The organism is Nostoc sp. (genome assembly GCF_036917275.1).
GTDB lineage: Bacteria > Cyanobacteriota > Cyanobacteriia > Cyanobacteriales > Nostocaceae > Nostoc.
In genome coordinates this window covers 73,526-93,513 of the sequence record NZ_JBALDF010000053.1, presented here as the reverse complement: position 1 = coordinate 93,513, position 19,988 = coordinate 73,526, and the positions used below count along the sequence as shown (strand labels likewise).

At 42.8% G+C, this 19,988-nt stretch carries 26 protein-coding genes, 1 pseudogene and 1 riboswitch; of the genes and pseudogenes, 20 read left to right on the top strand and 7 right to left on the bottom strand.

Going from position 1 to position 19,988, the window contains the following annotated elements; translation table 11 throughout:
• Nucleotides 1-480 (top strand): hypothetical protein (locus tag V7K35_RS19660; RefSeq protein WP_335080856.1); only part of this gene is annotated, 480 nt, incomplete at its 5' end.
• Between the two features lie 169 nt (nucleotides 481-649).
• On the top strand, nucleotides 650-1,909 hold the full coding sequence (locus V7K35_RS19655) for a hypothetical protein (RefSeq protein ID WP_335080855.1): 1,260 nt from the start codon (nucleotides 650-652) through the stop codon (nucleotides 1,907-1,909).
• 68 nt (nucleotides 1,910-1,977) lie between these two features.
• Here the strand turns inward: V7K35_RS19655 and V7K35_RS19650 are convergent, their stop codons facing one another.
• Together V7K35_RS19650 and V7K35_RS19645 are read right to left on the bottom strand one after the other, a co-directional pair.
• Nucleotides 1,978-2,625 carry an HAD-IA family hydrolase gene (locus V7K35_RS19650; RefSeq protein ID WP_335080854.1) on the bottom strand — a complete coding sequence of 216 codons (648 nt, stop codon included), beginning with the start codon at nucleotides 2,623-2,625 and terminating at the stop codon, nucleotides 1,978-1,980.
• Nucleotides 2,626-3,276: 651 nt separating this feature from the next.
• The gene (locus V7K35_RS19645; protein ID WP_335080853.1) at nucleotides 3,277-4,470 is read right to left on the bottom strand and encodes an NAD(P)/FAD-dependent oxidoreductase; all 1,194 of its coding nucleotides are present in this window, start codon (nucleotides 4,468-4,470) and stop codon (nucleotides 3,277-3,279) included.
• 193 nt (nucleotides 4,471-4,663) lie between these two features.
• Here V7K35_RS19645 and V7K35_RS19640 point away from each other — a divergent pair, with 193 nt between their 5' ends.
• The 3 genes from V7K35_RS19640 to V7K35_RS19630 all read left to right on the top strand — a co-directional run bounded on the left by V7K35_RS19640 (nucleotide 4,664) and on the right by V7K35_RS19630 (nucleotide 5,955).
• Complete coding sequence (locus tag V7K35_RS19640) at nucleotides 4,664-5,287, top strand: 4Fe-4S single cluster domain-containing protein (RefSeq protein ID WP_334873688.1); 624 nt, start codon at nucleotides 4,664-4,666, stop codon at nucleotides 5,285-5,287.
• A gap of 67 nt (nucleotides 5,288-5,354) precedes the next feature.
• Nucleotides 5,355-5,645 carry a hypothetical protein gene (locus tag V7K35_RS19635; RefSeq protein WP_335080852.1) on the top strand — a complete coding sequence of 97 codons (291 nt, stop codon included), beginning with the start codon at nucleotides 5,355-5,357 and terminating at the stop codon, nucleotides 5,643-5,645.
• Between the two features lie 4 nt (nucleotides 5,646-5,649).
• A complete protein-coding gene (locus V7K35_RS19630) occupies nucleotides 5,650-5,955 on the top strand; it encodes a hypothetical protein (RefSeq protein ID WP_335080851.1) in 306 nt (101 codons plus the stop codon).
• 165 nt (nucleotides 5,956-6,120) lie between these two features.
• Here the strand turns inward: V7K35_RS19630 and V7K35_RS19625 are convergent, their stop codons facing one another.
• A complete protein-coding gene (locus V7K35_RS19625; RefSeq protein ID WP_335080850.1) occupies nucleotides 6,121-6,438 on the bottom strand; it encodes a DMT family transporter in 318 nt (105 codons plus the stop codon).
• A gap of 286 nt (nucleotides 6,439-6,724) precedes the next feature.
• Here V7K35_RS19625 and V7K35_RS19620 point away from each other — a divergent pair.
• Nucleotides 6,725-7,135, top strand: a pseudogene (locus tag V7K35_RS19620) (Hsp20/alpha crystallin family protein).
• A gap of 241 nt (nucleotides 7,136-7,376) precedes the next feature.
• Here V7K35_RS19620 and V7K35_RS19615 read toward each other — a convergent pair.
• Together V7K35_RS19615 and V7K35_RS19610 are read right to left on the bottom strand one after the other, a co-directional pair.
• The gene (locus tag V7K35_RS19615; protein ID WP_335080849.1) at nucleotides 7,377-7,676 is read right to left on the bottom strand and encodes a ferredoxin; all 300 of its coding nucleotides are present in this window, start codon (nucleotides 7,674-7,676) and stop codon (nucleotides 7,377-7,379) included.
• 103 nt (nucleotides 7,677-7,779) lie between these two features.
• Nucleotides 7,780-8,649, bottom strand: a complete 870-nt coding sequence (locus V7K35_RS19610; protein ID WP_335080847.1) for a uroporphyrinogen-III synthase — start codon at nucleotides 8,647-8,649, stop codon at nucleotides 7,780-7,782.
• Between the two features lie 230 nt (nucleotides 8,650-8,879).
• Here V7K35_RS19610 and V7K35_RS19605 point away from each other — a divergent pair, with 230 nt between their 5' ends.
• The 14 genes from V7K35_RS19605 to V7K35_RS19540 all read left to right on the top strand — a co-directional run bounded on the left by V7K35_RS19605 (nucleotide 8,880) and on the right by V7K35_RS19540 (nucleotide 19,025).
• Nucleotides 8,880-9,185 (top strand): hypothetical protein, encoded by a 306-nt coding sequence (locus tag V7K35_RS19605; RefSeq protein ID WP_335080846.1) that lies wholly within the window; start codon nucleotides 8,880-8,882, stop codon nucleotides 9,183-9,185.
• A gap of 28 nt (nucleotides 9,186-9,213) precedes the next feature.
• Nucleotides 9,214-10,275, top strand: coding sequence for an AAA family ATPase (locus tag V7K35_RS19600; protein WP_335080845.1), 1,062 nt, complete (start codon nucleotides 9,214-9,216; stop codon nucleotides 10,273-10,275).
• A 2-nt stretch (nucleotides 10,276-10,277) separates the two neighbouring features.
• Entirely contained in the window at nucleotides 10,278-10,850 is a 573-nt protein-coding gene (locus tag V7K35_RS19595) for a hypothetical protein (RefSeq protein WP_335080844.1), read from the top strand.
• Between the two features lie 9 nt (nucleotides 10,851-10,859).
• A complete protein-coding gene (locus V7K35_RS19590; protein WP_335080843.1) occupies nucleotides 10,860-11,144 on the top strand; it encodes a hypothetical protein in 285 nt (94 codons plus the stop codon).
• 278 nt (nucleotides 11,145-11,422) lie between these two features.
• A complete protein-coding gene (locus V7K35_RS19585) occupies nucleotides 11,423-12,334 on the top strand; it encodes a S1C family serine protease (protein WP_335080842.1) in 912 nt (303 codons plus the stop codon).
• Between the two features lie 12 nt (nucleotides 12,335-12,346).
• Nucleotides 12,347-12,652 carry a hypothetical protein gene (locus tag V7K35_RS19580; RefSeq protein WP_335080841.1) on the top strand — a complete coding sequence of 102 codons (306 nt, stop codon included), beginning with the start codon at nucleotides 12,347-12,349 and terminating at the stop codon, nucleotides 12,650-12,652.
• Between the two features lie 96 nt (nucleotides 12,653-12,748).
• Complete coding sequence (locus tag V7K35_RS19575) at nucleotides 12,749-13,585, top strand: S1C family serine protease (RefSeq protein ID WP_335080840.1); 837 nt, start codon at nucleotides 12,749-12,751, stop codon at nucleotides 13,583-13,585.
• The gene (locus tag V7K35_RS19570; RefSeq protein ID WP_335080839.1) at nucleotides 13,582-14,214 is read left to right on the top strand and encodes a response regulator transcription factor; all 633 of its coding nucleotides are present in this window, start codon (nucleotides 13,582-13,584) and stop codon (nucleotides 14,212-14,214) included. Before V7K35_RS19575 ends, V7K35_RS19570 begins: the two co-directional genes overlap by 4 nt.
• 526 nt (nucleotides 14,215-14,740) lie before the next feature.
• Complete coding sequence (locus V7K35_RS19565) at nucleotides 14,741-15,154, top strand: GlcG/HbpS family heme-binding protein (RefSeq protein WP_335080838.1); 414 nt, start codon at nucleotides 14,741-14,743, stop codon at nucleotides 15,152-15,154.
• Nucleotides 15,155-15,238: 84 nt separating this feature from the next.
• A riboswitch (cobalamin riboswitch) is annotated at nucleotides 15,239-15,428 on the top strand.
• Between the two features lie 19 nt (nucleotides 15,429-15,447).
• Complete coding sequence (locus tag V7K35_RS19560) at nucleotides 15,448-15,639, top strand: CbtB-domain containing protein (protein WP_334964045.1); 192 nt, start codon at nucleotides 15,448-15,450, stop codon at nucleotides 15,637-15,639.
• Nucleotides 15,640-15,677: 38 nt separating this feature from the next.
• On the top strand, nucleotides 15,678-16,895 hold the full coding sequence (locus V7K35_RS19555; protein ID WP_335080837.1) for a hypothetical protein: 1,218 nt from the start codon (nucleotides 15,678-15,680) through the stop codon (nucleotides 16,893-16,895).
• 124 nt (nucleotides 16,896-17,019) lie between these two features.
• Nucleotides 17,020-17,262: a hypothetical protein gene (locus tag V7K35_RS19550; RefSeq protein WP_335080836.1), complete on the top strand. Its 243-nt coding sequence runs from the start codon at nucleotides 17,020-17,022 to the stop codon at nucleotides 17,260-17,262.
• Between the two features lie 48 nt (nucleotides 17,263-17,310).
• The gene (locus V7K35_RS19545; RefSeq protein ID WP_335080835.1) at nucleotides 17,311-17,739 is read left to right on the top strand and encodes a DUF1636 domain-containing protein; all 429 of its coding nucleotides are present in this window, start codon (nucleotides 17,311-17,313) and stop codon (nucleotides 17,737-17,739) included.
• A 68-nt stretch (nucleotides 17,740-17,807) separates the two neighbouring features.
• Nucleotides 17,808-19,025: a glycosyltransferase family 4 protein gene (locus tag V7K35_RS19540; RefSeq protein ID WP_335080833.1), complete on the top strand. Its 1,218-nt coding sequence runs from the start codon at nucleotides 17,808-17,810 to the stop codon at nucleotides 19,023-19,025.
• 205 nt (nucleotides 19,026-19,230) lie between these two features.
• Here the strand turns inward: V7K35_RS19540 and V7K35_RS19535 are convergent, their stop codons facing one another.
• Together V7K35_RS19535 and V7K35_RS19530 are read right to left on the bottom strand one after the other, a co-directional pair.
• A complete protein-coding gene (locus V7K35_RS19535; protein WP_334795034.1) occupies nucleotides 19,231-19,512 on the bottom strand; it encodes a hypothetical protein in 282 nt (93 codons plus the stop codon).
• Nucleotides 19,493-19,738 (bottom strand): hypothetical protein, encoded by a 246-nt coding sequence (locus V7K35_RS19530; RefSeq protein ID WP_335065670.1) that lies wholly within the window; start codon nucleotides 19,736-19,738, stop codon nucleotides 19,493-19,495. The genes V7K35_RS19535 and V7K35_RS19530 overlap by 20 nt, the downstream gene beginning before the upstream one ends.
• Nucleotides 19,739-19,988 lie beyond the last annotated feature (250 nt).

The following is a 19,988-nucleotide window of genomic DNA, read 5'->3' as shown; positions in this document are numbered from 1 at the left end:
AGTTCTGAGGTGGATGAACGGAGTTCCGAGGTAGATGAACGGAGTTCCGAGGTGGATGAACGGAGTTCTGAGGTGGATGAACGGAGTTCCGAGGTGGATGAACGGAGTTCCGAGGTGGATGAACGGAGTTCCGAGGTGGATGAACGGAGTTCTGAGGTGGATAAACGGAGTTCTGAGGTGGATGAACGAAGTTCTGAGGTGGATGAACGGAGTTCTGAGGTGGATGAACGGAGTTCTGAGGTGGATGAACGGAGTTCTGAGGTGGATGAACGAGTCTCTGAACTTAATGCTTCAAATTCTAAGGGAACTCGAAAAAAGAAATTATCCAATTTCTGGAATAAAAACAATGTTCCATCCCCAGCTAAAGAACGTGGATTAAATAAAATACAAAACTTCATCCTCTATCTTGCTTCCCTCTCCTTTACAAGGAGAGGGATTGAGGGTGAGGTAAGTCAGGGACATAAATTGTATGTTATTTAATTCTTATTCCTAAATACCCCTTACTCCTTTACCATAAAAGCGTTCGCGTAGCGTCCCGCAGGGATGGGATATTTTTTTATTTAGAAGTCCCTAATTCTTCACCATCTCCCTTATTTCTCATAACAGGTTGAGAAATTACAGTATAAATAACCTGTTATAGATAATTTATATGAGTAGATTGCAGAAATTTGGCTATTGGACTTATGTCTTCTCAACTATTGTTATAAGTTTACTTGTACTCCGAGTTAATTTTTGCCTGTTAACAGTGTCAGCCAAAGATTATGCACCTGGAAAACTTAGTCCTGATGCACTAATGCAATTAAAAAACATCAAACGACGGTTAAATGCAGGTGAAGGAAAAACGATGCAGGCGTTTTTCCCAGAAGGATGGTTTTTTAGCCATATAGTATATGGTTACAGTTGGGTGAATGTTGCTTTGTCTTCAAAGTCCGAACCTCTTCGCCAACAAGCAATTCGAGAGGTGCGTTGGGTTTTATCTCGAGTAGATACACCCGAAGGACGCGCACCTTTTACAGTAGATACCCAAGTTGCCAATGGCGTCTTTTATTTAGGTTGGAGTAATCGGTTGTTGGGTGGACTATTAAAAATTCAGTCACCAAAAGAGCGATCGCTCCAAGATATTACTCAATTTCGTGTCCAATCTCAAGAGTTAGCCCAGGCGTTTACCAAAAGTCCCACTGTAACCATTGATGCTTATCCCGGACAAGCTTGGCCTTGTGATCAAACTGTAGCTTTAGCATCTTTAGCTTTACACGATGAATTGTTTGATAGTAATTATCAACCAGTAATTCAGCGTTGGGTTAGCTATACTCGCCAGCATCTTGATCCACAAACAAATTTAATTCCTCACAAAATTGACGCTGTGACTGGTGAAATTAAGATTGGTACACGAGGTACCAGTCAAGTCTATCTTTTGCCGTTTCTACTAGAATTAGATTCAAAGTTTGCAAAACAGCAATATGCTCAGTTTCGCAAACAGTTTGTTCCCTCAGTCTTAGGCTTTTTCCCCGTGAGGGAGTATCCCGTCAACGCTGATGGCCACGCAGATGTTGACTCTGGGCCACTTATCTTTGGCATTGGCCCAACCAGTACAATTGTCAGCATTGCTCCAGCACATGCTTATCAAGATACTCAGTTGTTTGAGAGTACGCTCGCTATCATTGAAATTTTGGGATTACCGCTAGTATGGGGTGAGGAAAAGTCCTATGCTTTGGGGTTATTGCTAGTAATTGATGACTTTTTGGTTTGGGGCAAAACTTTAGTACCCTGGACGCAGGTTAATAATTCCGTCTACACCGAACAAAGACTTGCAAACAAGATTCAGTTCTTGATTTTAGGTTCCGGAGTTGTGTTGCTTGTGCTTTGGAGTCCAATTGTTGCCAAACAGTTTTTAAACAAATGTGCTTGAAATTGTTGACTGATATACCCTGAGATTCCACTTTAAAAATTTGGCGTTGCTGAATTGAAAGTATCCCCTCATTTTCCACGATTGATCCAAACGCCTCTGAGGCCAGCTGCTTTAGCTCCGTGATAGTCTTCTATAATGCTATCGCCGATATGCCATGCTGCCTCTGGGGAACATTTATGTTTGTTTAAGGCAATGGCAAAAATTTGAGGATCAGGTTTAGCTGCACGTACCTGGGTAGAAATGGTAACCGAACTGAAAAACTCTTTCAATCCCAAACTTTGCAATACTGAGTAAATCCGGGAATCAAAATTTGACAGCACCCCCAAAGTAATTCCCAACCGCCGCCAGTTGATTAAAGCTGGTAAGACATCAGGATAGATAAACCACGGTTCGCCTGTACCAAAGTGAATGTAAAGTTCGCTAAAAAAAGCTGAAAAGTCAGAAAATTCCTTGAGAACACCAGCACTTTCAAAAGTGTTCAGGGCAATTATCCGCCACCAATCAAACTCGCGTTGGGGAATATCTTGCAGTTCTGCATCTAGAAATATCGGCGGCGGCGCGGCTTTAAAGCTTTTGATGAAGGCTGTATTCAATTTTTCGGCTGAAACTGTAACGCCAAAATCCTGGGCTATCTGACCATAAACTTCGCCCACACTGCCTTTAACGTCGAAGAGTGTGCCCACAGCATCTAACAAAATAACTTTCGGTTGTTCCATCAAAGTTTGAAGATTTTGAATGTTGAATTTTAGATTTTGGCTTGTTAGAGAGCTTCTGTGGGTAGCAGTTTAACATCTGCTAAGTACAGCATTTCATTAATTCGTAGCGAATTAAATTTGGTAATACCTTGCATTGTTAATGTATCCCGATACAATGCCAATGCGTCAGCTGCATTGTTAATGCATCCCGATACAATGTTAATGTGTCGGCCGCATTGTTAATGTATCCCGATACAATGTTAATGTGTCGGCCGCATTGTTAATGTATCCCGATACAATGCCAATGCGTCAGCTGCATTGTTAATGCATCCCGATACAATGTTAATGCGTCAGCCGCATTGTTAATGCATCCCCCTGCATTAAAAACGCTACGCTTTTACGCAAAACTGTACTAAGTAGGTTGGCGCAAATAAAGCAAATTATCGTAAACGTCTTGGTTATTTACCAACGCCCCTCAGGAGTGCTGTTAGCGGATAGCTATGGTTTAGCCCGTAGCGCAGCGTAAAGCCTGCGGCATGGCAACTCGAAGAAGAGGCTGCGCCAACGCTTAGAGCGAGTCATCTGCCAAAGGGAGACGATGCCGCGCAACGAGCATCACGAGCGTCGGGAACCTCCGCAACGACACTGGCTCACCAATGCCCAACCTTAAAGTTACCGAGAAAGTGTTTCTATAATTGGACGGACTAGCCAATTAAAACCAACTTTAAGTTGATGGTCTAAAGTTGGCAACCTATATAAATAGGCAATCCGCCGGGCGACGGATGCCAAGCGCCCATCTAGTTTGATTCCCAAACCCGTGAGAGTGGCGTTGTCTATTCCTAGTGCCATCATTTCTCCTAACTGTTGGTAGTGGAAGGGAAGGAGGGGGCGATTAGTCAGAGTTGCCCAGATATTCCAAGCAGTATAATCAGCTTGTTGGAAAGCCGCTTGTGCAGTGGCGGGGACTTGCTGTCCTTCAGCATCATGACAGTCTACTAAATCTCCCAAGGCAAAGATTTCTGGATGATCAAGGACTTGCAGATTGGATGTAATGCTGATTTGACCACGCTGATTTTGCTTCAGGGGAAGAGTTTTCACTACGGGCGCAACCCTGGTTCCCACAGTCCAAATTACCAAATCCACTGGAATTATGTCTAATTGGTTTTTGTACTCTAGGGAGATGGTATTTTGCTCTATTGATTCGACTTTGGTTTCTAAATCAAGAAATACGCCACGCGCATCTATTGCTTTCTTTGCTGCTTCCCGGTTAAACTCTGGGGAAGTTCGCAAAATTTGGTCACCGATTTCAACGATCCGAAAGCGTCCTCTTTCCCTTAGTCTGTCGGCTAACTTACAAGCTAACTCTACACCACTGTAGCCAGCCCCAACGATCGCTACCCGAATTTTATCAGCATTGGATTCTTCTAAAAATCGCAGGCGTTCTTCCAAACGATAGGCATCAGAGATTGTGCGAAATGTGTAGGCGTAGGATGTTGCACCAGGGACTAAATCTAACGGTGTCTCACCTCCTAGCGCCAGCACCAAGCGATCGTAAGGGATTTCCGGCCCTTCATGTAGATTTACCCGTCGCTGGTCGATGTCAATTCCAGAGACAAGCCCTTGATAAAAACGCACTCCTGTGCCTTCTAAAAGTTCTTCAAAGGGTGGGGCAATTTCCCAGGTTTGCAGTTCACCAGTGAGTAATTCGTAAAGTAAAGGAGAAAATAGGAAGCGATCGCTTTGATCTACCAGAACAATTTCGGGTTTTTGCGTAGATTCCCAAGGTAACTGGCTTAAGCGCAAGGCTGTGTAAAGACCACCAAAGCCTCCGCCAAGGATACAAATTCTAGAAGTTTGTTGAGTCATCGATTCTATGTATGGGACGGTCAATGCTAGTTGGGCAACTAACTTCAGTCTAGTCAGTTAAAGCGGACTTTTCAAAATCCCCTAAAGTTTTTCAGAGATTAGTCATTAGTTTTAGTCCACTTGTCGCGGTTATCTAATTGGAGATTCGCTATAGTTAACGGTTAACAGGCAACGGCTAAAAGGAGTTGAAGAGATGGAAATTAAGCCAACTGACCCATCGCTAGCACTCATGGAAATTCCCTCTGGCTATCTCAACATTATGGGTTACGTTGATCAGTCAGAAGTTAATGGCCCTGGTTGTCGTGCAGTCGTCTGGGTACAAGGTTGTCTTCGTGAGTGTCCTGGCTGCTTTAATACTGACTCTTGGTCATTTGAAGCTAACCAATTGATTGCTGTTGATACCCTTGCCGAGAACATTCTCAGCAATTCTCGCAACACGGGTGTAACGTTCTCTGGTGGAGAACCCTTTTGGCAAGCAACTGCACTGGCGTCTTTAGCTCGTCAGGTAAAAGCTGCTGGGTTAAATGTAATGTCTTTTTCTGGGTTTACTCTTAAGCAACTACAGTCCCAATCTGCGCCGCCAGGTTCCCAAGCTTTATTAGAACAACTCGATATCCTGATTGACGGGCCTTTTGTCCAATCTCTGGCAATTAACTCTCCTAACTCTCCAGTTTCTTCGAGCAATCAACGGGTTCGTGTGTTAAACCCAGCTTTCCAAGACCAGATTACCTGGGCTAGCGACCAGATAGAAGTCCACATTCTCAAAGATGGTGGTCGCATTGTTACTGGCTATCAAGGTGGACTGGAGTTGACTTAAAAGCAATTTTTAAGTAGCAATCGAGTAGCAGCAAAAAATCAGGGCATTCAGCGTTAACCACTTCTAGATGACAGTAGTGTTGCAAGACGATCTGAACGGTATCGCCGATCCAGAGTGCAACTTTATCAAGGGTGATACCACTGCTAATCGCCCAGGTAACCAATTCAAAAACAAATGCGGGAATTCTCCGATGCTTTTAGGTGGAGAATTCCTGCATGGTAGATTGACAACCGGCTCAATCCAATCTCATGCAAACCTTAACAGATTTAAAGAAAAAATTACTACAAGTACGCCAGATCCAGTCCCAACTAGACAAGAAAAAAGCCATATTAGTGCAGACAAAACGCCAACTGGATAAGCAAATGAAAGAATTACTCCAGAAGCAGTCCGAACTGGAGAAGCTAATGGCTCGAACACGTCAGAAAAAGTTGCAATTACAAAGTCAGATAGAACTCAACAGGACAGAAGTACAGTCAGATGCACCAGAGGTAGACTATCTTCCAGGTGTTGCAAGCAAAAATCTACAAAACGAACTGCTTGCTTTACTTTCTGGCAACGGAAACATTGCTACCAGATTACTCAAACACCAACAAAAGCTGAATCCTGGGAGGTCATTGGACTGGTATTTGGAGAAAGTGATTTACGACTTGAAACGCGATCGCTACTAGCTAATAGCTCCAACTCAGTGAAGTTTGGCGGCGGCTGGCCAGCACCAAGAATTGAATATGTTAAAACTTTTCCAATACTTAACTTTCACATGCACTAAAGTGGGTTTTGTAGTGGGATGTTTTAGTAAACCTGATGATACATGAGCCGCCTAATTCCTATCCCCATCAACTTGCATTTATGCCAATTACCCCGATGATTATTAAGGCGATTGACATAAGTTTGATGAATGTGGCAGATTCACGAAACCAGATAATACCAATGATAGCAATTAGGACAGTTCCCAATCCAGCCCAGACAGAATAAGCCACACTTACTTCAATTCTCTTGAGAGCAAAGGTGAAAAAAGTAAAACAAAGTCCATAGAAAACAAATATTAATACCGAAGGGAGTATTCTAGTAAATCCTTGCGATAACTTCATGCAAGTTGTGCCTGAAACCTCAAAAAGGATTGCTGCAATAAGGTAAATCCAACTTGTTGACATATCTGTTATCGGCAGTTTGTTAGGAATTTCTTATTATCTCTGTGAAATTCAAAAAATACAAGAGGTCGAATTATTATCATTAATCGCATGAACATACTAAAATTTTGTAGGATGCGCTACACATACAAGCTTTAAGAGTAAGGTGCAGGTGACGCTCGTTGCGACGTTTTAAATAAAATTGCTATATTTCAAGTTTGCTTTTATAGAGTTTACCGAAAACACACTATTTGAAATTACCGTACTTATTATTAAGGAAATTTATAGTTTGGTAATCTTCCCAAATAAGATGATACAAACCGAATTTAAACCACTTTTATTTCATGAAGATACTTTGCCAACTGCATCTTTGGATAGAGGTTTATCCAGAGTTGCCGTTGCTGAGTTCAAAGAAACTGAAGATGCAATTCATTTAAAACAAGAACTTCCGGGAATTGAAGCTAAAGACCTGGATTTGCAAGTTACAGAAAATGCTGTATACCTTAGTGGTGAGCGAAAGTAGAAAACGAAATCTGAAGATAAAGGTGTGATCAAAAGCGAATTCCATTATGGTAAATTCCAACGTGTAATTCCTTTACCTGTTCAGATTCAAAATACCAACGTCACGGCAGATTATAAAGATGGCATCTTGAACCTGACACTACCCACTGAAGAAGAAAAGAATAAAGTTGTCAAAGTTAATTTAGCATCATCTGGCTAATTTACGCTTGATATGTGCTAGCTATATATGAAAATAAATAAAAAGCGCTCCCCTTTTGGAGAGCGCTTTTTAATGTAAATTACTCAGCCTATCCAGATTTATTACAAAAGTGCAAAATTTTAAATCTAGTAGAGTGTGTTATCGCCAAGAGTACGACACCACCTCAGATTTGAAGTGCGCTAGGGTGAATGTTCTAACGCACGCGACAAAACTTGCTCTTTATTAAATCCACATCTGTTAGTTAAGCGTTAAGCGCTTCTTCTTGATTGGTTTCGATAACGCAATCAGAAGTGGGATAGGCAACGCAGGTGAGAACCCATCCTTCGTCCATTTGATCGTTGTCTAAGAAGTTCTGATCTGATTGGTCAATTGTACCTGAAATCAGCTTTCCGGTGCAGGTAGAGCAAGAACCAGCGTTACAGGAATAGGGTAAGTCCAGCCCATTTTCCTCGTTAGCGATCTCTAGGATGTACTCATCATCAGGAACTTCAATTGTTTTTTCTCCATCTGGAGTACGTAATGTAACCTTGTAAGTTGCCATGTAAAAATTCCTAGCTAAATCTAAACCCTATGTTCGATACTACGGGTTTATGTGCAGCTCGTCTAGAGTCAAATGTGGTTGATTACTCTACATCACCAAGCGCTTAGTGTGAACTGGAAGTGGAAGTAAAAAATGTTGCGATCGCTTCAGCAAATCCTTCAAATGAACTATAATCCTTGGACACAATAGAGACATCCACACCGAACTTTTGGGCATTGGCAGTTGTATAAGGGCCGAAACACGCAATAATACAACGTTCATAATCGCTTTGCGAGTTGACCATTGTCAAAAAGCTTTCTACTTCCGCCGTGCTACTAAAGGCAATTACATCGATCATTCCTTGACGCATCAGGTTTAATTCAATACTGTAGATACTTGTGTCTAAAGCCTGTGTAATATAAGTGGGTACGCGAGTTACTTCTATGCCCAATTGCTGCAAATCCGTAATTAAATTGGGTACAACATCAGGCTCAGGCAAACCAAGAACTTCTGGAGCCGGGAGCAGCACTTTTTTCTTGTGAATTTCTGGTAGTTTCGCTAGTTCTGCTACAATTCCGGCTGGGCTAGATTCTGCGGGAATTAAATCCACTTCGCCACAAAAAGATGATAAGCTTTCTGCGTCTTCTCCTAATGCACATAATTGACATTTTTGTACCACAGATACGGGAATATTTAAATCATTCATCCGTTGAAAAAATGCAGTGATCCCGTTTCTACTGGTGAAGACAATCCAATCAAATTCATCTATGCGACCTAGAGCGGCATCTAACTTAGTGTAGTTTGATAAATAGCAGGTTTCGATAGTAGGCATGAAAACAGGTAAACCACCTTGTTTGATGATTTGTTCAGCTAACCTATAAGCATAATTTCTCGGTGCTGTGACTAAAATTCTCTTGCCATATAAAGGTAATTCTCTAGATGGAGTGAGCAGGTCGATTTCTGTTGATGGGGTGTGCATTTGTTTATCTGTCATTTCATTGCTATTCCACTTTAGAATGCAATCCCCTAGGTGTTCATAATATTTTGCCCACATTTTTGTAACAGTCAAAGTTTTATCAATCGCCAACGCCTCATCAGGAATGATGGGGTTTTATCACGTCTCAAGACAATTAATCCTATAGAACTCGCGTTAAAATGTCTTAGATTTGTGAATATTAACGTATTGACCCTGATATCTTAAAATTAGGCTCACTGCACGCCGCAATGGATAAAGCCGTCCTCGAAGCTTACATCTGGAGTGACATTCCTGCCGACTGCACCCTCCTGCCAGACTACGATGATCAAGAAACCAGCAACGGACAACAGCGAAAAAAACCTTGGCACTACTGTTGGACAGAAGAAGTGCATAATGAAGTATTAGCACGCCTACTCCATCTTAACCAAGAGCGATCGCAAGCCGAAATTTTCGGTGGTAAAACAACACAGAAGAAAACTAACGCTAAAGCTAGTAAGAATAAAAAAAAACAACCAAAACCAAATCTAAAAAGGTTGTGGAAAATATACCAATAATACCGGGATTTGACGTGGAGACTAGCTTATGAAAGTTCAATCCCTACAGCTAAAATATTTTAAGAAATTCCGGTCTTCTCCAGTATTTGATTTCACTGATCCAGAAACTGGGTTAGCGCGAGATATTATTGTTCTCATCGGAATGAACGGTGCTGGAAAAACAAGTCTTTTGCAAGCGATCGCTTCAACTCTCGGCACAGCAACCGGACGATTAAAGGAACCCTCCGATTTAGAATGGGCAGGATTTAACTATGAACTGCTTGGGAGTAACTGGAGAAGATTTGAGCCAGAGGTGACTATAAAAGTGCAGTTCTCATCTGGTGAACTCAAAGCTGTGCGAGATTTTCAACAGAAATTACAAGAAATGGGTCATGATTTGCAGCCTCCTGCTGAAAAGCATATTGTTAATCTTAAATGGCGAAATGGGCGTGTTCAAGCAGATAGTGCTGCTGAATTATTTCAATTTAAAGGACGAGAATACGCTAAACAATTACTTCGTGCTGAAGGATTTTCAGTATTTGAACGAGTGGGTACAATTCTTTGGTACACAGAACAGAGAACTTCAACAAGCCTGACTACAGAAGACCCAGATCGCAAACTAGAAATCACAGAAGACCTTTTGCGCGATCGCCTTTCTAAGTGGCGACAATTCCATCAAGATGTAGAAACGGGTAGAATTCAGTATCTACGCCAAGGACAAAAAGATTTATACGCCGAAATTGAACGCGGTTACAAAGCAGTCTTTCCAGAACGCAGTTTTGAAGGCCCAATTCTGCGAGAGAATGTGGACGATATCTTGAGCGAACCCTGGTTTTATTTATATGACAGCAAAAACCAGTATGAAATTTCTGAGATGTCCGGCGGTGAACGTGCTATTTTCCCAATACTAGTGGACTTTGCCAGTTGGAATATTCACAACTCTGTCATTCTTATTGATGAAATTGAATTGCACCTACATCCACCAATGCAACAGGCATTGCTTAGAGCTTTGCCCAAGTTAGGCACAAATAATCAGTTTATCATTACAACTCACTCTGATTATGTAGAGCAATTAGTGCCTGAAGCATATATTATCCGGCTAGAGGTGTAATTGTGAGTGTTGTTAGTGGCAAAATTATTTTCTGTGAGGGCAAGAAAACTAGTTTAGATTTTCGACTACTTAACAGAGTTGTCGAGAACCTTTTAACAAATAAGCCCACAATTGTTCCCTCTGGTAGTAAATTTACCTTTTCAGTTTTTGTTCAGGGTTACTTTTCTAGAGAGGGAGAGCCAAATCAACAACCTATCATTTTTCGCGATCGCGATTTTGACGCTAAACCTACTACCAACATCGGATTAATCGAACTCAACTCAATGTTGCTTACCCATCGTGCTTGTGTCGAGAATTATTTATTTAACGCCGATTTAATTCATAATTATTGGCACACAAAATATATAGAAAAACAAGAGAATCCCACTTCTAAATGGGGACATGGAGATTCACCAGGGGTTGAGGCGATTTCAGGGTGGATTGAAGAAGCTGCAAGAAGCTTGCAAGATTATCAAACAGTAAGATGGGCATTGGCTGACTTGTTGCAATCAAGTGCAAGTCGGCATCAACTCAAAACAACATGGACAGGTGGTAGTGGGAAACTCCCATTTTCACTAACTTTACACGACTGTTAGACTCAAGCTGTGGCACTAATTAACGAGTTTCAACAGGCTGTTGGAACAGTCACGCTAGACAGATTTGAACAAAGTCTTGCTGTATATCAGCAGCAGTTTGCCGAAGAGGAATTTTGGACACAGAAGCAGTATTTGATCTGGTTTCATGGAAAAGACATTCAAAAAGCTATGCAGCAACATAAATCTCAGTACATTTCTCTGAAAGATTTTTTTGATTGGGCGCTTAATGAAATTGATGTTAATCAGTACCCCGATTTAATTGAGTTACAAAACAGAATTAGCTCTCTTCAGTAGTCATTTTTTAGTTCAAGGATCAACTCACCCTCGTAAATTGGCGAACGCGAACAGCGTGTCCTTTAGGACAAGCTATTGATTGAGCATTGTGAGAATTGCAACTCGCCGATTCGCTAATTATTTGAGGAGTCGCAGATTTTTTTCCTGCACGTTTGATTCAGGATTGCTATATAAACCTAGCCATTTTTCTAGGGTGAATTCTCCCCATTTTTCCGATGCCATCTGTGTTGAGCAAACGGCACGATATGAATATCTCAGAACGTTTGCACAAAAATCTTATGTCTTCATTACTAGACCTGTCCAACAATTTAGCTGACACCGTAGAACAAGCTGGGAGTACTGTGGTTGCAGTGAATGGGGGTACACGTCGTTCCTCAAGTGGCATTCACTGGCGGAATGGGATCATTGTTACCTCTGATGAGTCCCTCCAGCGCTATGATGACATCACCATTACTCTATCAAATGGTAGCACTGCACCAGTAACACTCGTCGGTCATGACTCTAGTACTGATATTGCTGTTTTTAAATTAGAAAATGTCGAAATACCTGTGGCAAAAGTTGGCGATGCCAAAACGCTCAAAGTCGGTCATTTGGTGTTAGGGCTGGCAAGAGGTAACGAAGGTGATTTAAGGGCGGCGATGGGTGCAGTGAGTGTGATTAGCGGTAGTTGGCGGAGTATGAATGGCGGGAATATTGACCAATTCATCCGCCCAGACATCACCCTATACTCTGGCTTTGCAGGTGGGCCGCTCGTAGATGCAGCTGGTTTTGTGGTAGGGATGAATACATCGGGGCGGCGTGGTACTGCTCTAACTATTCCTACTGCTACAGTCGATCGCCTGGTTGAGCAATTAGTAGCGAAAGGACGCATTTCAAAAGGCTACTTGGGTGTGGGAATGCAACCTGTACGTTTACCAAATAACCTGAAAACTGCTCTTAATTTAACTTCTGCAACTGGAGTAATTGTCGTTAATGTTGAGCCTTCCGGGCCTGCTGACAATGCAGGTGTGCTGCTTGGCGATGTTTTGGTAACGTTCGATGGCGTAACTGTGGGCGATACAGGTGATGTGCTGGGGCTGCTCAATAGTAGCGATCGCATTGGTAAAACTGTCAACGTGCAGGTTGTCCGGGGTGGAGTGTTAGTTGAGTTAGCGATCGCAGTTGGCGAAAGACCTAATAAGGAGGAATAATCCCAATTTGGGATGGGTTTAACTAGCTTTGTGAAGATTTATCTAAATTTTCTATCAATTCGAGCTTTGAACTCGGAAGTTGCACCTTTTTGCTCGAACGTTGAGCTTCTGAACTCGAAACTTCTACCTTTTTACTCGAAGGTTGAACCTCTGAACTCGGAACTTCCACCTTTTTGCTCGAACGTTGAGCCTTTGAACTCGGAAGTTGCACCTTTTTGCTCGAAGGTTGAGCTTCTGAACTCAGAAATTGCACCTTTTTACTCAAACGTTGAGCCTCTGAACTTGGAAGTTGCACCTTTTTACTCGAACCGTCATTAGTCATTAGTCATTAGTCATTTGTGTTTCTAAAGACAAAGGATAAATGACAAAGGACATCACTAGATTCTACTTTGACATGCTCAAAAATTGTATAACATGGCAAACACAACATTAACTAACATCGCTGGTGAATTGACAGAGGTAGCTGCTAAACTACGCGATCGCACTGTCAAAGTGAAAAGCGGCTCTCTGGGAGTCGGTTCCGGTGTAATTTGGCAACCTGACGGACTAATTATTACTAATGCCCATGTAGCAACCAGCAACCGCGCAACTGTGGAATTGGCAGATGGAAGGGTATTTGATGCAGTGCGAACACAATTTGATCCACAGCAGGATTTAGCAGCCCTGAAAATTGTCGCCACTGATTTAACTGCTGCAACTATTGGCAACTCTGAGGCTCTACGAGTGGGTGAATTAGTCTTGGCGGTGGGTAATCCGTTTGCTGACAGTGGTGCTGTGACAACTGGGATTATCCATGCAAATAATCCACGGGCTGTTATGGCTGATTTGCAGCTGTATCCTGGAAATTCTGGGGGGCCACTTGCCGATTGTCAAGGCCGAGTCGTGGGAATTAACACCATGATTGTTAATGGTTTGGCTGTGGCAGTTCCCAGTAACACCGTTGAGCGTTTTTTACAAATAAATAGTCGTCCGCAACTGGGAGTCACACTGCAACCTGTGCTTTTAAATCGGCGGAGCTTGGGTTTATTGGTGTTGTCAATTCTACCTGACAGTGCGGCGGAAACTGCTGGTGTACAAATCGGCGATGTTTTAATTGGAGTTTCGGGGCAATTATTCACTAGCATGAATGATTTAACTAAATATCTCCATGACAGTAAAGGATCTGTGCCGCTCCAACTCTTACGCGGTGGGCAGCAATTCGTGATTTATGTTGCCGTGCAAGCTGGGAAAACTGCTGTGGAGGCGACATGATCCGAGTGATGGTAGTTGCTACTTCCCCTGTAGTCAGGGCAGGGTTATCAGCTGTGGTAACTACCAATCCTCGGCTGACGGTTGTGGGGAGTGCATCCGATTTGGATGTATTGGCAAGGGAAGTTGGGCAATTACAACCAGATGTGGTGCTGGTAGATTTGAGCAGCAATCTTCAACAATCAGTGTGGGAAAAATTGCTGTTTATTCAAGAGGAGCAATACCCATTAGCAATGATCGTCATTGTTGAGGAACTCGACAGCATTGATTTAGAGACGGGATTACGTTCTGGTATCCGGGGGATATTGCCCAGTAGTAGCACAGAGTCAGAAATTGTCGCTGCTGTAGAGGCGATCGCTTTTGGTTTAGTAGTACTGCACCCGGATGCTGTAGAATTACTGTCTATCCGCGAAAAAGTGGTGGCGAATCCCGTACAAAGCTTGACACCACGCGAGATAGAGGTTTTAGGTATGCTTGGTTCTGGGTTGGGAAATAAAGCGATCGCTAAACGCTTGCACATTTCTGAGCATACCGTCAAATTTCATCTCTCATCCATTTTTCAAAAGCTCAGTGTCTCCAGCCGCACTGAGGCTGTTGCTGTGGGTGTGCGACTGGGTTTGATTATGCTTTGATCTGTAGTGATTATCAGTTGGATGCAATTGCTCATCAGCTAAGATGCCGTCTAAGGAATAAGAATTAAATAACATACAATATATTTCCCTGACTTACCTCACCCTCAATCCCTCTCCTTATAAAGACACAAGTCGGATTACCCCCCTTAATCCCCCCGATATATTGGGGGGAAATAGGAAATTTGGTTCCCTCCCCTTTATAAGGGGAGGGTTAGGGTGGGGTAATTCGAGGATTGGTAGTGATTCGATAACTTGTGTGTACACCGTAGCCTTATAAAGGGGAGGGTTAGGGTGGGGTAATTCGAGGATTGGTAGTGATTCGATAACTTGTGTGTACACCATAGCCTTATAAAGGAGAGGGAAGCAAGATAGAGGATGAAGTTTTGCATTTTATTTAATCCACGTTCCTAAAAAGCGTTTGAAGTCTTCCCGGTCTTGAAGGGGTACATCGAGAATTTCTGCTCATGATATCCTTTATTGATGACACGCCCTCAACGCACACATTTCTCCGATTGAAATAATCACCATGACTTCTGACAAACATTCTGTATCCTTGGATGACGCACGACGAATACTAGCGGCTGGAGAAGCGAAGGCTCGTGCAATCGGACAACCAATGAATCTTGCGGTTGTTGATGCTGGCGGGAACCTTGTTGCTCATATTCGGATGGATGGTGCGTGGATCGGAAGTATCGATATCTCAATTAACAAAGCATTTACTGCTCGTGCGTTTGATCTCTCTACCAAATCCCTTGCTGAGGATGCTCAACCAGGAAAACAATTTTATGGTATACACGCCTCAAATGGAGGAAGAATCATCATCTTTGCTGGGGGTATACCACTTCAACGCGATGAGCAGATAGTTGGTGCGATCGGAGTAAGTGGTGGTAGCGGTGAACAGGATCAAGCTGTAGCTGAGGCAGCTGTCGCAGCTTTCTAATATCATTACGCTCTTGAGAAATAAAGTTTTCGATTTACTGAAATATTTGTGAGAAACTCTTGTAAGATATTACATGTTCGTGTATTGTTAAGTCCACGAATCGGTTCTGATGGGTGCTATTCCGTGAGAAAAAACAGGGAAAGTGTAGTGAAACTCTACCGCTGTCCCGCAACTGTAAACTTCAGCTATCAGTCATCTGTTTTCAGTTATTTACTGTTTACTGCTCACTGCTGACTGGAGAAGCCAGAATGCCTGCCGAATCAATTAATATCGTCTGATCTGCGAGGTACAAAATGACGGTTCAATCTTCTAGTTCAGTTCAGCAACAAGTTGCCGGTCGGGTGCTATCAGTACCTGTACAATCAGCGCTCTATGTCGCACTGTGTTCTTTAACTCTGTGGACAGTTTATTTCACTACATACCCTGCGATCCATGACACGACTCATACTCTGCGTCACCACACACTAATGGTGAGTTGCCATTAGTTGATTGAGTCAATGATTAGCAGGAGTGAAGAAATCAAATGACAAAACTTAAGTGGTCTAAGCTGATCGGTGCGATTTGCATGATCGGAATTGTCCTGTATGGTTGGATCGGACTTGCCCAATCCCCTCAACCATCGGTGCGGCTAACAACTAATCCACCGATTAATCAGGTTCGACCCCTTGAGGCTGAAGCCACCACAGTCTTGGGATCAGGGCACTACAATCCGCCAGTGCAGCTGATGCTGCAAGCCATAGATGCTCAAGGGCAATCTTTAAAGGATGCCAAAATCCACTTGCAATTGTTTACCGCTCCTAAAAACCCCTGGTTCACAACAGATTTTCCGATCGTCGAGGGGACAAAGTTGCTGGACATTGAGGGCAATGCACCAACAGGTCAGTTGCAGGTTCAACAAACCCTGCCGATTCGGGGAACGTATCAACTCCAGGTAGCAGTTACTCCGCTCGTTGCCAATGCGTTTGAGCCGATTCAGCAGAAGCTGACACTGACGTTGCCTGAAAATCCCTTAAAGTTTCGCTACTTTGGCATCCTGGTTGTGATTTTGCTGGCAGTTGGACTACTAGGAGGTTGGGTAATTGGGGGGAGACAAGCGATTCAACCGGGAGAAATTGCCCCGCAACGGGTACGATTGTTGTTGAGTGGATTAATTGTGGTAGCGATCGCTGCACTCCTGCTCGTCAACATCAGCGCTGAACGTGCCGAATCGCACCATCATATGTCGATGCCAGGCATGGAAGAAGAAGTTCCCCGCTCTGGTAAGCCCGCTAAATTGCAGTCTCAAGGACTTTATATGCAACTATCGGGTGACGAGAGTGCAACGGTGGGTCAACCTGCCAAATTGCAAGTCAGTGTTAGTGATCCCAAAACCAACCAACCTGTGACAGATGTAGTCTTGAAAGTAACAACTACCCAACTCGAAAATAATTGGGTGGCGTTTGCTTATCAGGGGACTCCAGACACCAACGGAAAATTGGTGTGGGAGCAGCAATTCTTTGACGGTGCCCCGCATAGCGTTGTTGTCGAGGTTGCACCGCTTGCAAACGCAACGCGGCAATTTCAGCCATTCCAAGTTGCAGAAAATATTCCAGTCGAAGGTGTCGCTCCGCCGATGTATGTCCGGTTGATTTCGCTGACTTACTTCACCGGAATTGTGGTAATTGGTTTGCTGCTGGGACTGTGGCTGCGACAACGGCAGACTCCGCGCAGTGGGATGACTTGGAAGCGCAGCGTTTCTTAGTGAATGTCAACCAGCGTTATTGTTATATCAAACAGTTTCGCGTAAAAGCGTAGCGTTTTTAATGTAGGGGAATACATTAACATTCCCTTAGAATGCATTGGCATTGCATTGAGATGCATTAACAATGTATCCCGACACATTAACAATGTATCCCGACGCATTAACAATGTATCCCGACGCATTAACAATGTATCCCGACGCATTAACAATGTATCCCGACACATTAACAATGTATCCCGACGCATTAACAATGTTTCCCGACGCATTAACAATGTATCCCGACGCATTAACATTGCAGGGCATTGCTAAATTTAATTCGCTACGAATTAATGAAATGCTGTACTTAGTTTCTTTGCCCAATGACTAAACAGGCTGATTGCCTAAAATCCATGTCGGATAACATTGAGTGTTCGACATGAATTTTTATAGACACATGAATCATCAACACATTATATTCGTCTGCACAATTTGTAGAAGTAGTGAGCAGACAAAACAGTATGCTGCTAAAAGCGACGGTGAACTGCTGTTAGAAAAATTACAAACCCTATATCATGACTGGGTGTTGCAAGACGAGTTCTCGATTCAACCTGTTGAATGTATGGGTGTTTGTGACCAGGCTTGTGCAATTGCTTTTGTCTGTTTTAACAAACACACCTACTTATTCGGCGATTTACCTGCTGATGCTGAAGGTGTAGAGAAGACAGCAACTGCTGTACTTGAGTGTGCTAGTCAGTATCACGCCAAGCCGGATGGTTTACTCCCCTACGCCAAGCGCCCGGAACTGCTCAGAGCCGGAGCGATCGCCCGGATTCCACCTATGCCGACGGAACATTTCAGATCGTAGAAAAGCGACGTGACATATAGCCTCTTATGAGGTCATGGTGTATGTATCACATTTGATTCATCACTTTTATGAACATTTTAATGCTATCTTCCACCTTTCCCTACCCACCAACGCGCGGGGGAACTCAGGTAAGGACATTTAATTTACTTAAATACCTGAGTCAACGCCATACTGTTACCCTCGCCACTCAACGCGAAGGCGATGTGACAGACGCAGAAGTAGCAGGATTACGCGATTGTGTAGATCATCTAGCTGTTTTTGAACGTCCGCGAGATTCTGGAACCACCGGAATATTAAAGAAAATACAGCGATTTGGTAGATTTTTGCAACAAGGTACACCGCCAAGCGTACTCAATCGCTACTCAATTGAGATGCAAACGTGGGTTGATAACTGGGTGGAAGCGGGAAAATGTGATGTGATTACCTGCGAACATAGCGTCAATGAAATTTATGTCCCATCGCATTTTCAGAAACAGCTAAAAACTATAGTTGATATTCATAGTTCTGTTTACGCAACTTGTCGCAACCAATTAGCAACGGGTATTTCGGAAAATTCCCTCAGAGACAAAATTAATTTGCCACTTTTGCGTCGTTATGAGCAAAATTACTGTGCTAAATTTTCGGCAATTGTAGTGACAACACAAGAAGATAAAATTCAACTACAAGAGTTTAATCCCAATAGTGAAATTACAGTTATTCCCAATGGCGTAGATTTAGTTTCTTTCCCGAACCGTAGCACCGATCCAGGAGGACACCGCTTAATTTTTATCGGTGCAATGGATAATTTGGCAAACATTGATGCTGTCTGCTTTTTCAGCAACGAAGTATTGCCCGAAATCCAAAAACTTTATCCTGATACAACTTTCGATATTGTCGGTTCTCATCCCGTCCCAGAAGTTTTAGGACTTGCTCAAAAACCAGGAATTAATGTGATTGGGCGTGTACCTTCGATGGTAGAATATTTACATCAAGCCACCATCTGCGTTGTACCCATGCGAACTGGGTTTGGCATTAAAAATAAAACTTTAGAAGCAATGGCAGCTGGTATACCCATAGTGGCAAGCGATCGCGGCTTAGAAGGATTAGCCGTAGATGTTGCTAGTGATTCTTTACGGGCATTACGAGCGAATAAATCGGCAGAGTACGTCACCGCTATTAGTCAACTATTTGATCATCCACATCTGCGATCGCAATTGTCTCACAACGGCAGACAACTGGTAGAAACACAATTTACTTGGGATATCGCTGGTAAAAGCTATGAACAAGTTTGTCTGAGGAAAGAGTAGTACTAATTCGTAATTAGCACACACATAAAAATGCTTAGTCTAATAAAGATCCCACCACTACCTTCTAGATAAATTCTAATTGTTCTTTCTTGTCGGTGTGGGACAAATATGTGTAGAGACGTTGGATTGCAACGTCTCTACTTCAGTTGTGCAAATTATCTTATCTAAATCGTATTGGTTCAGGGTTAGCTCGTGAAGAAGCACGTCAATTATTGTCAAACCGAGTCGAAGCTCCTAACACAAGTAATTTCTTATGCTTAGGTTTATTCTTATTTTTGAGGGTAGTCAAATAATTATCAACGTAGCGAAAAGCAGCTGCACCGTCGTAATCAGCAATGGCTATAGCTTGCAAGAAAACCTTTGAAGGAATTTCAAACCGTAAAAATTTTTCGGTCAAAATTAACAAATCTTTATCTGTAGCGGGAAAAGTAGTTTCTTCTATTTCTTCTGGATCATGGAAGATATCTTCAATTAATGCTTTGTACACTTTGTACCTCCCCAAATGCATAAGATGCAAAGCCTGTGATAAAGTTTAGCTGCTGATCGCGAGTTTGTAAGTTAACTGGGAGTTCAGTACTAGGACATCCTATCTCCTGTAAAATCTCTAAACAATAAGTACTGAGTTCAGTGTGTGGAGCAAGCTCCAACTCTTGAGCTACTTCTAGAGCCATCTCCAGATTGACTTGGATAACCATCGTTACAGGGTTGGTCATAAACACGCCCTAATAAACTGGATGCTCTAAGTTTTGATCACAAGTACAAATAGCGTAACGGTGTTTTTGCTGAATTTATGAAAAAGGCAAAATAAAGTATCAGCGCATTTGCGGTAATGTATCCGAGAATTATGTGAACTAGGCTAAGAGCTAGAGAATTTCGATCTGGGTGCGATCGCTGCACCAAAAGATGTTGGCGCAACCTTTGGTACAGAAGACAAGCGATCGCTCTAAAAAATTAAGTACAAAT

Bases quoted from the DNA above. Each gene is read 5' to 3' on its own strand.
- V7K35_RS19655 (WP_335080855.1), top strand. From the start codon at position 650: ATGAGTAGATTGCAGAAATTTGGCTATTGGACTTATGTCTTCTCAACT.
- V7K35_RS19650 (WP_335080854.1), bottom strand. From the start codon at position 2,625: ATGGAACAACCGAAAGTTATTTTGTTAGATGCTGTGGGCACACTCTTC.
- V7K35_RS19645 (WP_335080853.1), bottom strand. From the start codon at position 4,470: ATGACTCAACAAACTTCTAGAATTTGTATCCTTGGCGGAGGCTTTGGT.
- V7K35_RS19640 (WP_334873688.1), top strand. From the start codon at position 4,664: ATGGAAATTAAGCCAACTGACCCATCGCTAGCACTCATGGAAATTCCC.
- V7K35_RS19635 (WP_335080852.1), top strand. From the start codon at position 5,355: ATGACAGTAGTGTTGCAAGACGATCTGAACGGTATCGCCGATCCAGAG.
- V7K35_RS19630 (WP_335080851.1), top strand. From the start codon at position 5,650: ATGAAAGAATTACTCCAGAAGCAGTCCGAACTGGAGAAGCTAATGGCT.
- V7K35_RS19625 (WP_335080850.1), bottom strand. From the start codon at position 6,438: ATGTCAACAAGTTGGATTTACCTTATTGCAGCAATCCTTTTTGAGGTT.
- V7K35_RS19615 (WP_335080849.1), bottom strand. From the start codon at position 7,676: ATGGCAACTTACAAGGTTACATTACGTACTCCAGATGGAGAAAAAACA.
- V7K35_RS19610 (WP_335080847.1), bottom strand. From the start codon at position 8,649: ATGACAGATAAACAAATGCACACCCCATCAACAGAAATCGACCTGCTC.
- V7K35_RS19605 (WP_335080846.1), top strand. From the start codon at position 8,880: ATGGATAAAGCCGTCCTCGAAGCTTACATCTGGAGTGACATTCCTGCC.
- V7K35_RS19600 (WP_335080845.1), top strand. From the start codon at position 9,214: ATGAAAGTTCAATCCCTACAGCTAAAATATTTTAAGAAATTCCGGTCT.
- V7K35_RS19585 (WP_335080842.1), top strand. From the start codon at position 11,423: ATGTCTTCATTACTAGACCTGTCCAACAATTTAGCTGACACCGTAGAA.
- V7K35_RS19580 (WP_335080841.1), top strand. From the start codon at position 12,347: ATGGGTTTAACTAGCTTTGTGAAGATTTATCTAAATTTTCTATCAATT.
- V7K35_RS19575 (WP_335080840.1), top strand. From the start codon at position 12,749: ATGGCAAACACAACATTAACTAACATCGCTGGTGAATTGACAGAGGTA.
- V7K35_RS19570 (WP_335080839.1), top strand. From the start codon at position 13,582: ATGATCCGAGTGATGGTAGTTGCTACTTCCCCTGTAGTCAGGGCAGGG.
- V7K35_RS19565 (WP_335080838.1), top strand. From the start codon at position 14,741: ATGACTTCTGACAAACATTCTGTATCCTTGGATGACGCACGACGAATA.
- V7K35_RS19560 (WP_334964045.1), top strand. From the start codon at position 15,448: ATGACGGTTCAATCTTCTAGTTCAGTTCAGCAACAAGTTGCCGGTCGG.
- V7K35_RS19555 (WP_335080837.1), top strand. From the start codon at position 15,678: ATGACAAAACTTAAGTGGTCTAAGCTGATCGGTGCGATTTGCATGATC.
- V7K35_RS19550 (WP_335080836.1), top strand. From the start codon at position 17,020: ATGTATCCCGACACATTAACAATGTATCCCGACGCATTAACAATGTAT.
- V7K35_RS19545 (WP_335080835.1), top strand. From the start codon at position 17,311: ATGAATTTTTATAGACACATGAATCATCAACACATTATATTCGTCTGC.
- V7K35_RS19540 (WP_335080833.1), top strand. From the start codon at position 17,808: ATGAACATTTTAATGCTATCTTCCACCTTTCCCTACCCACCAACGCGC.
- V7K35_RS19530 (WP_335065670.1), bottom strand. From the start codon at position 19,738: ATGACCAACCCTGTAACGATGGTTATCCAAGTCAATCTGGAGATGGCT.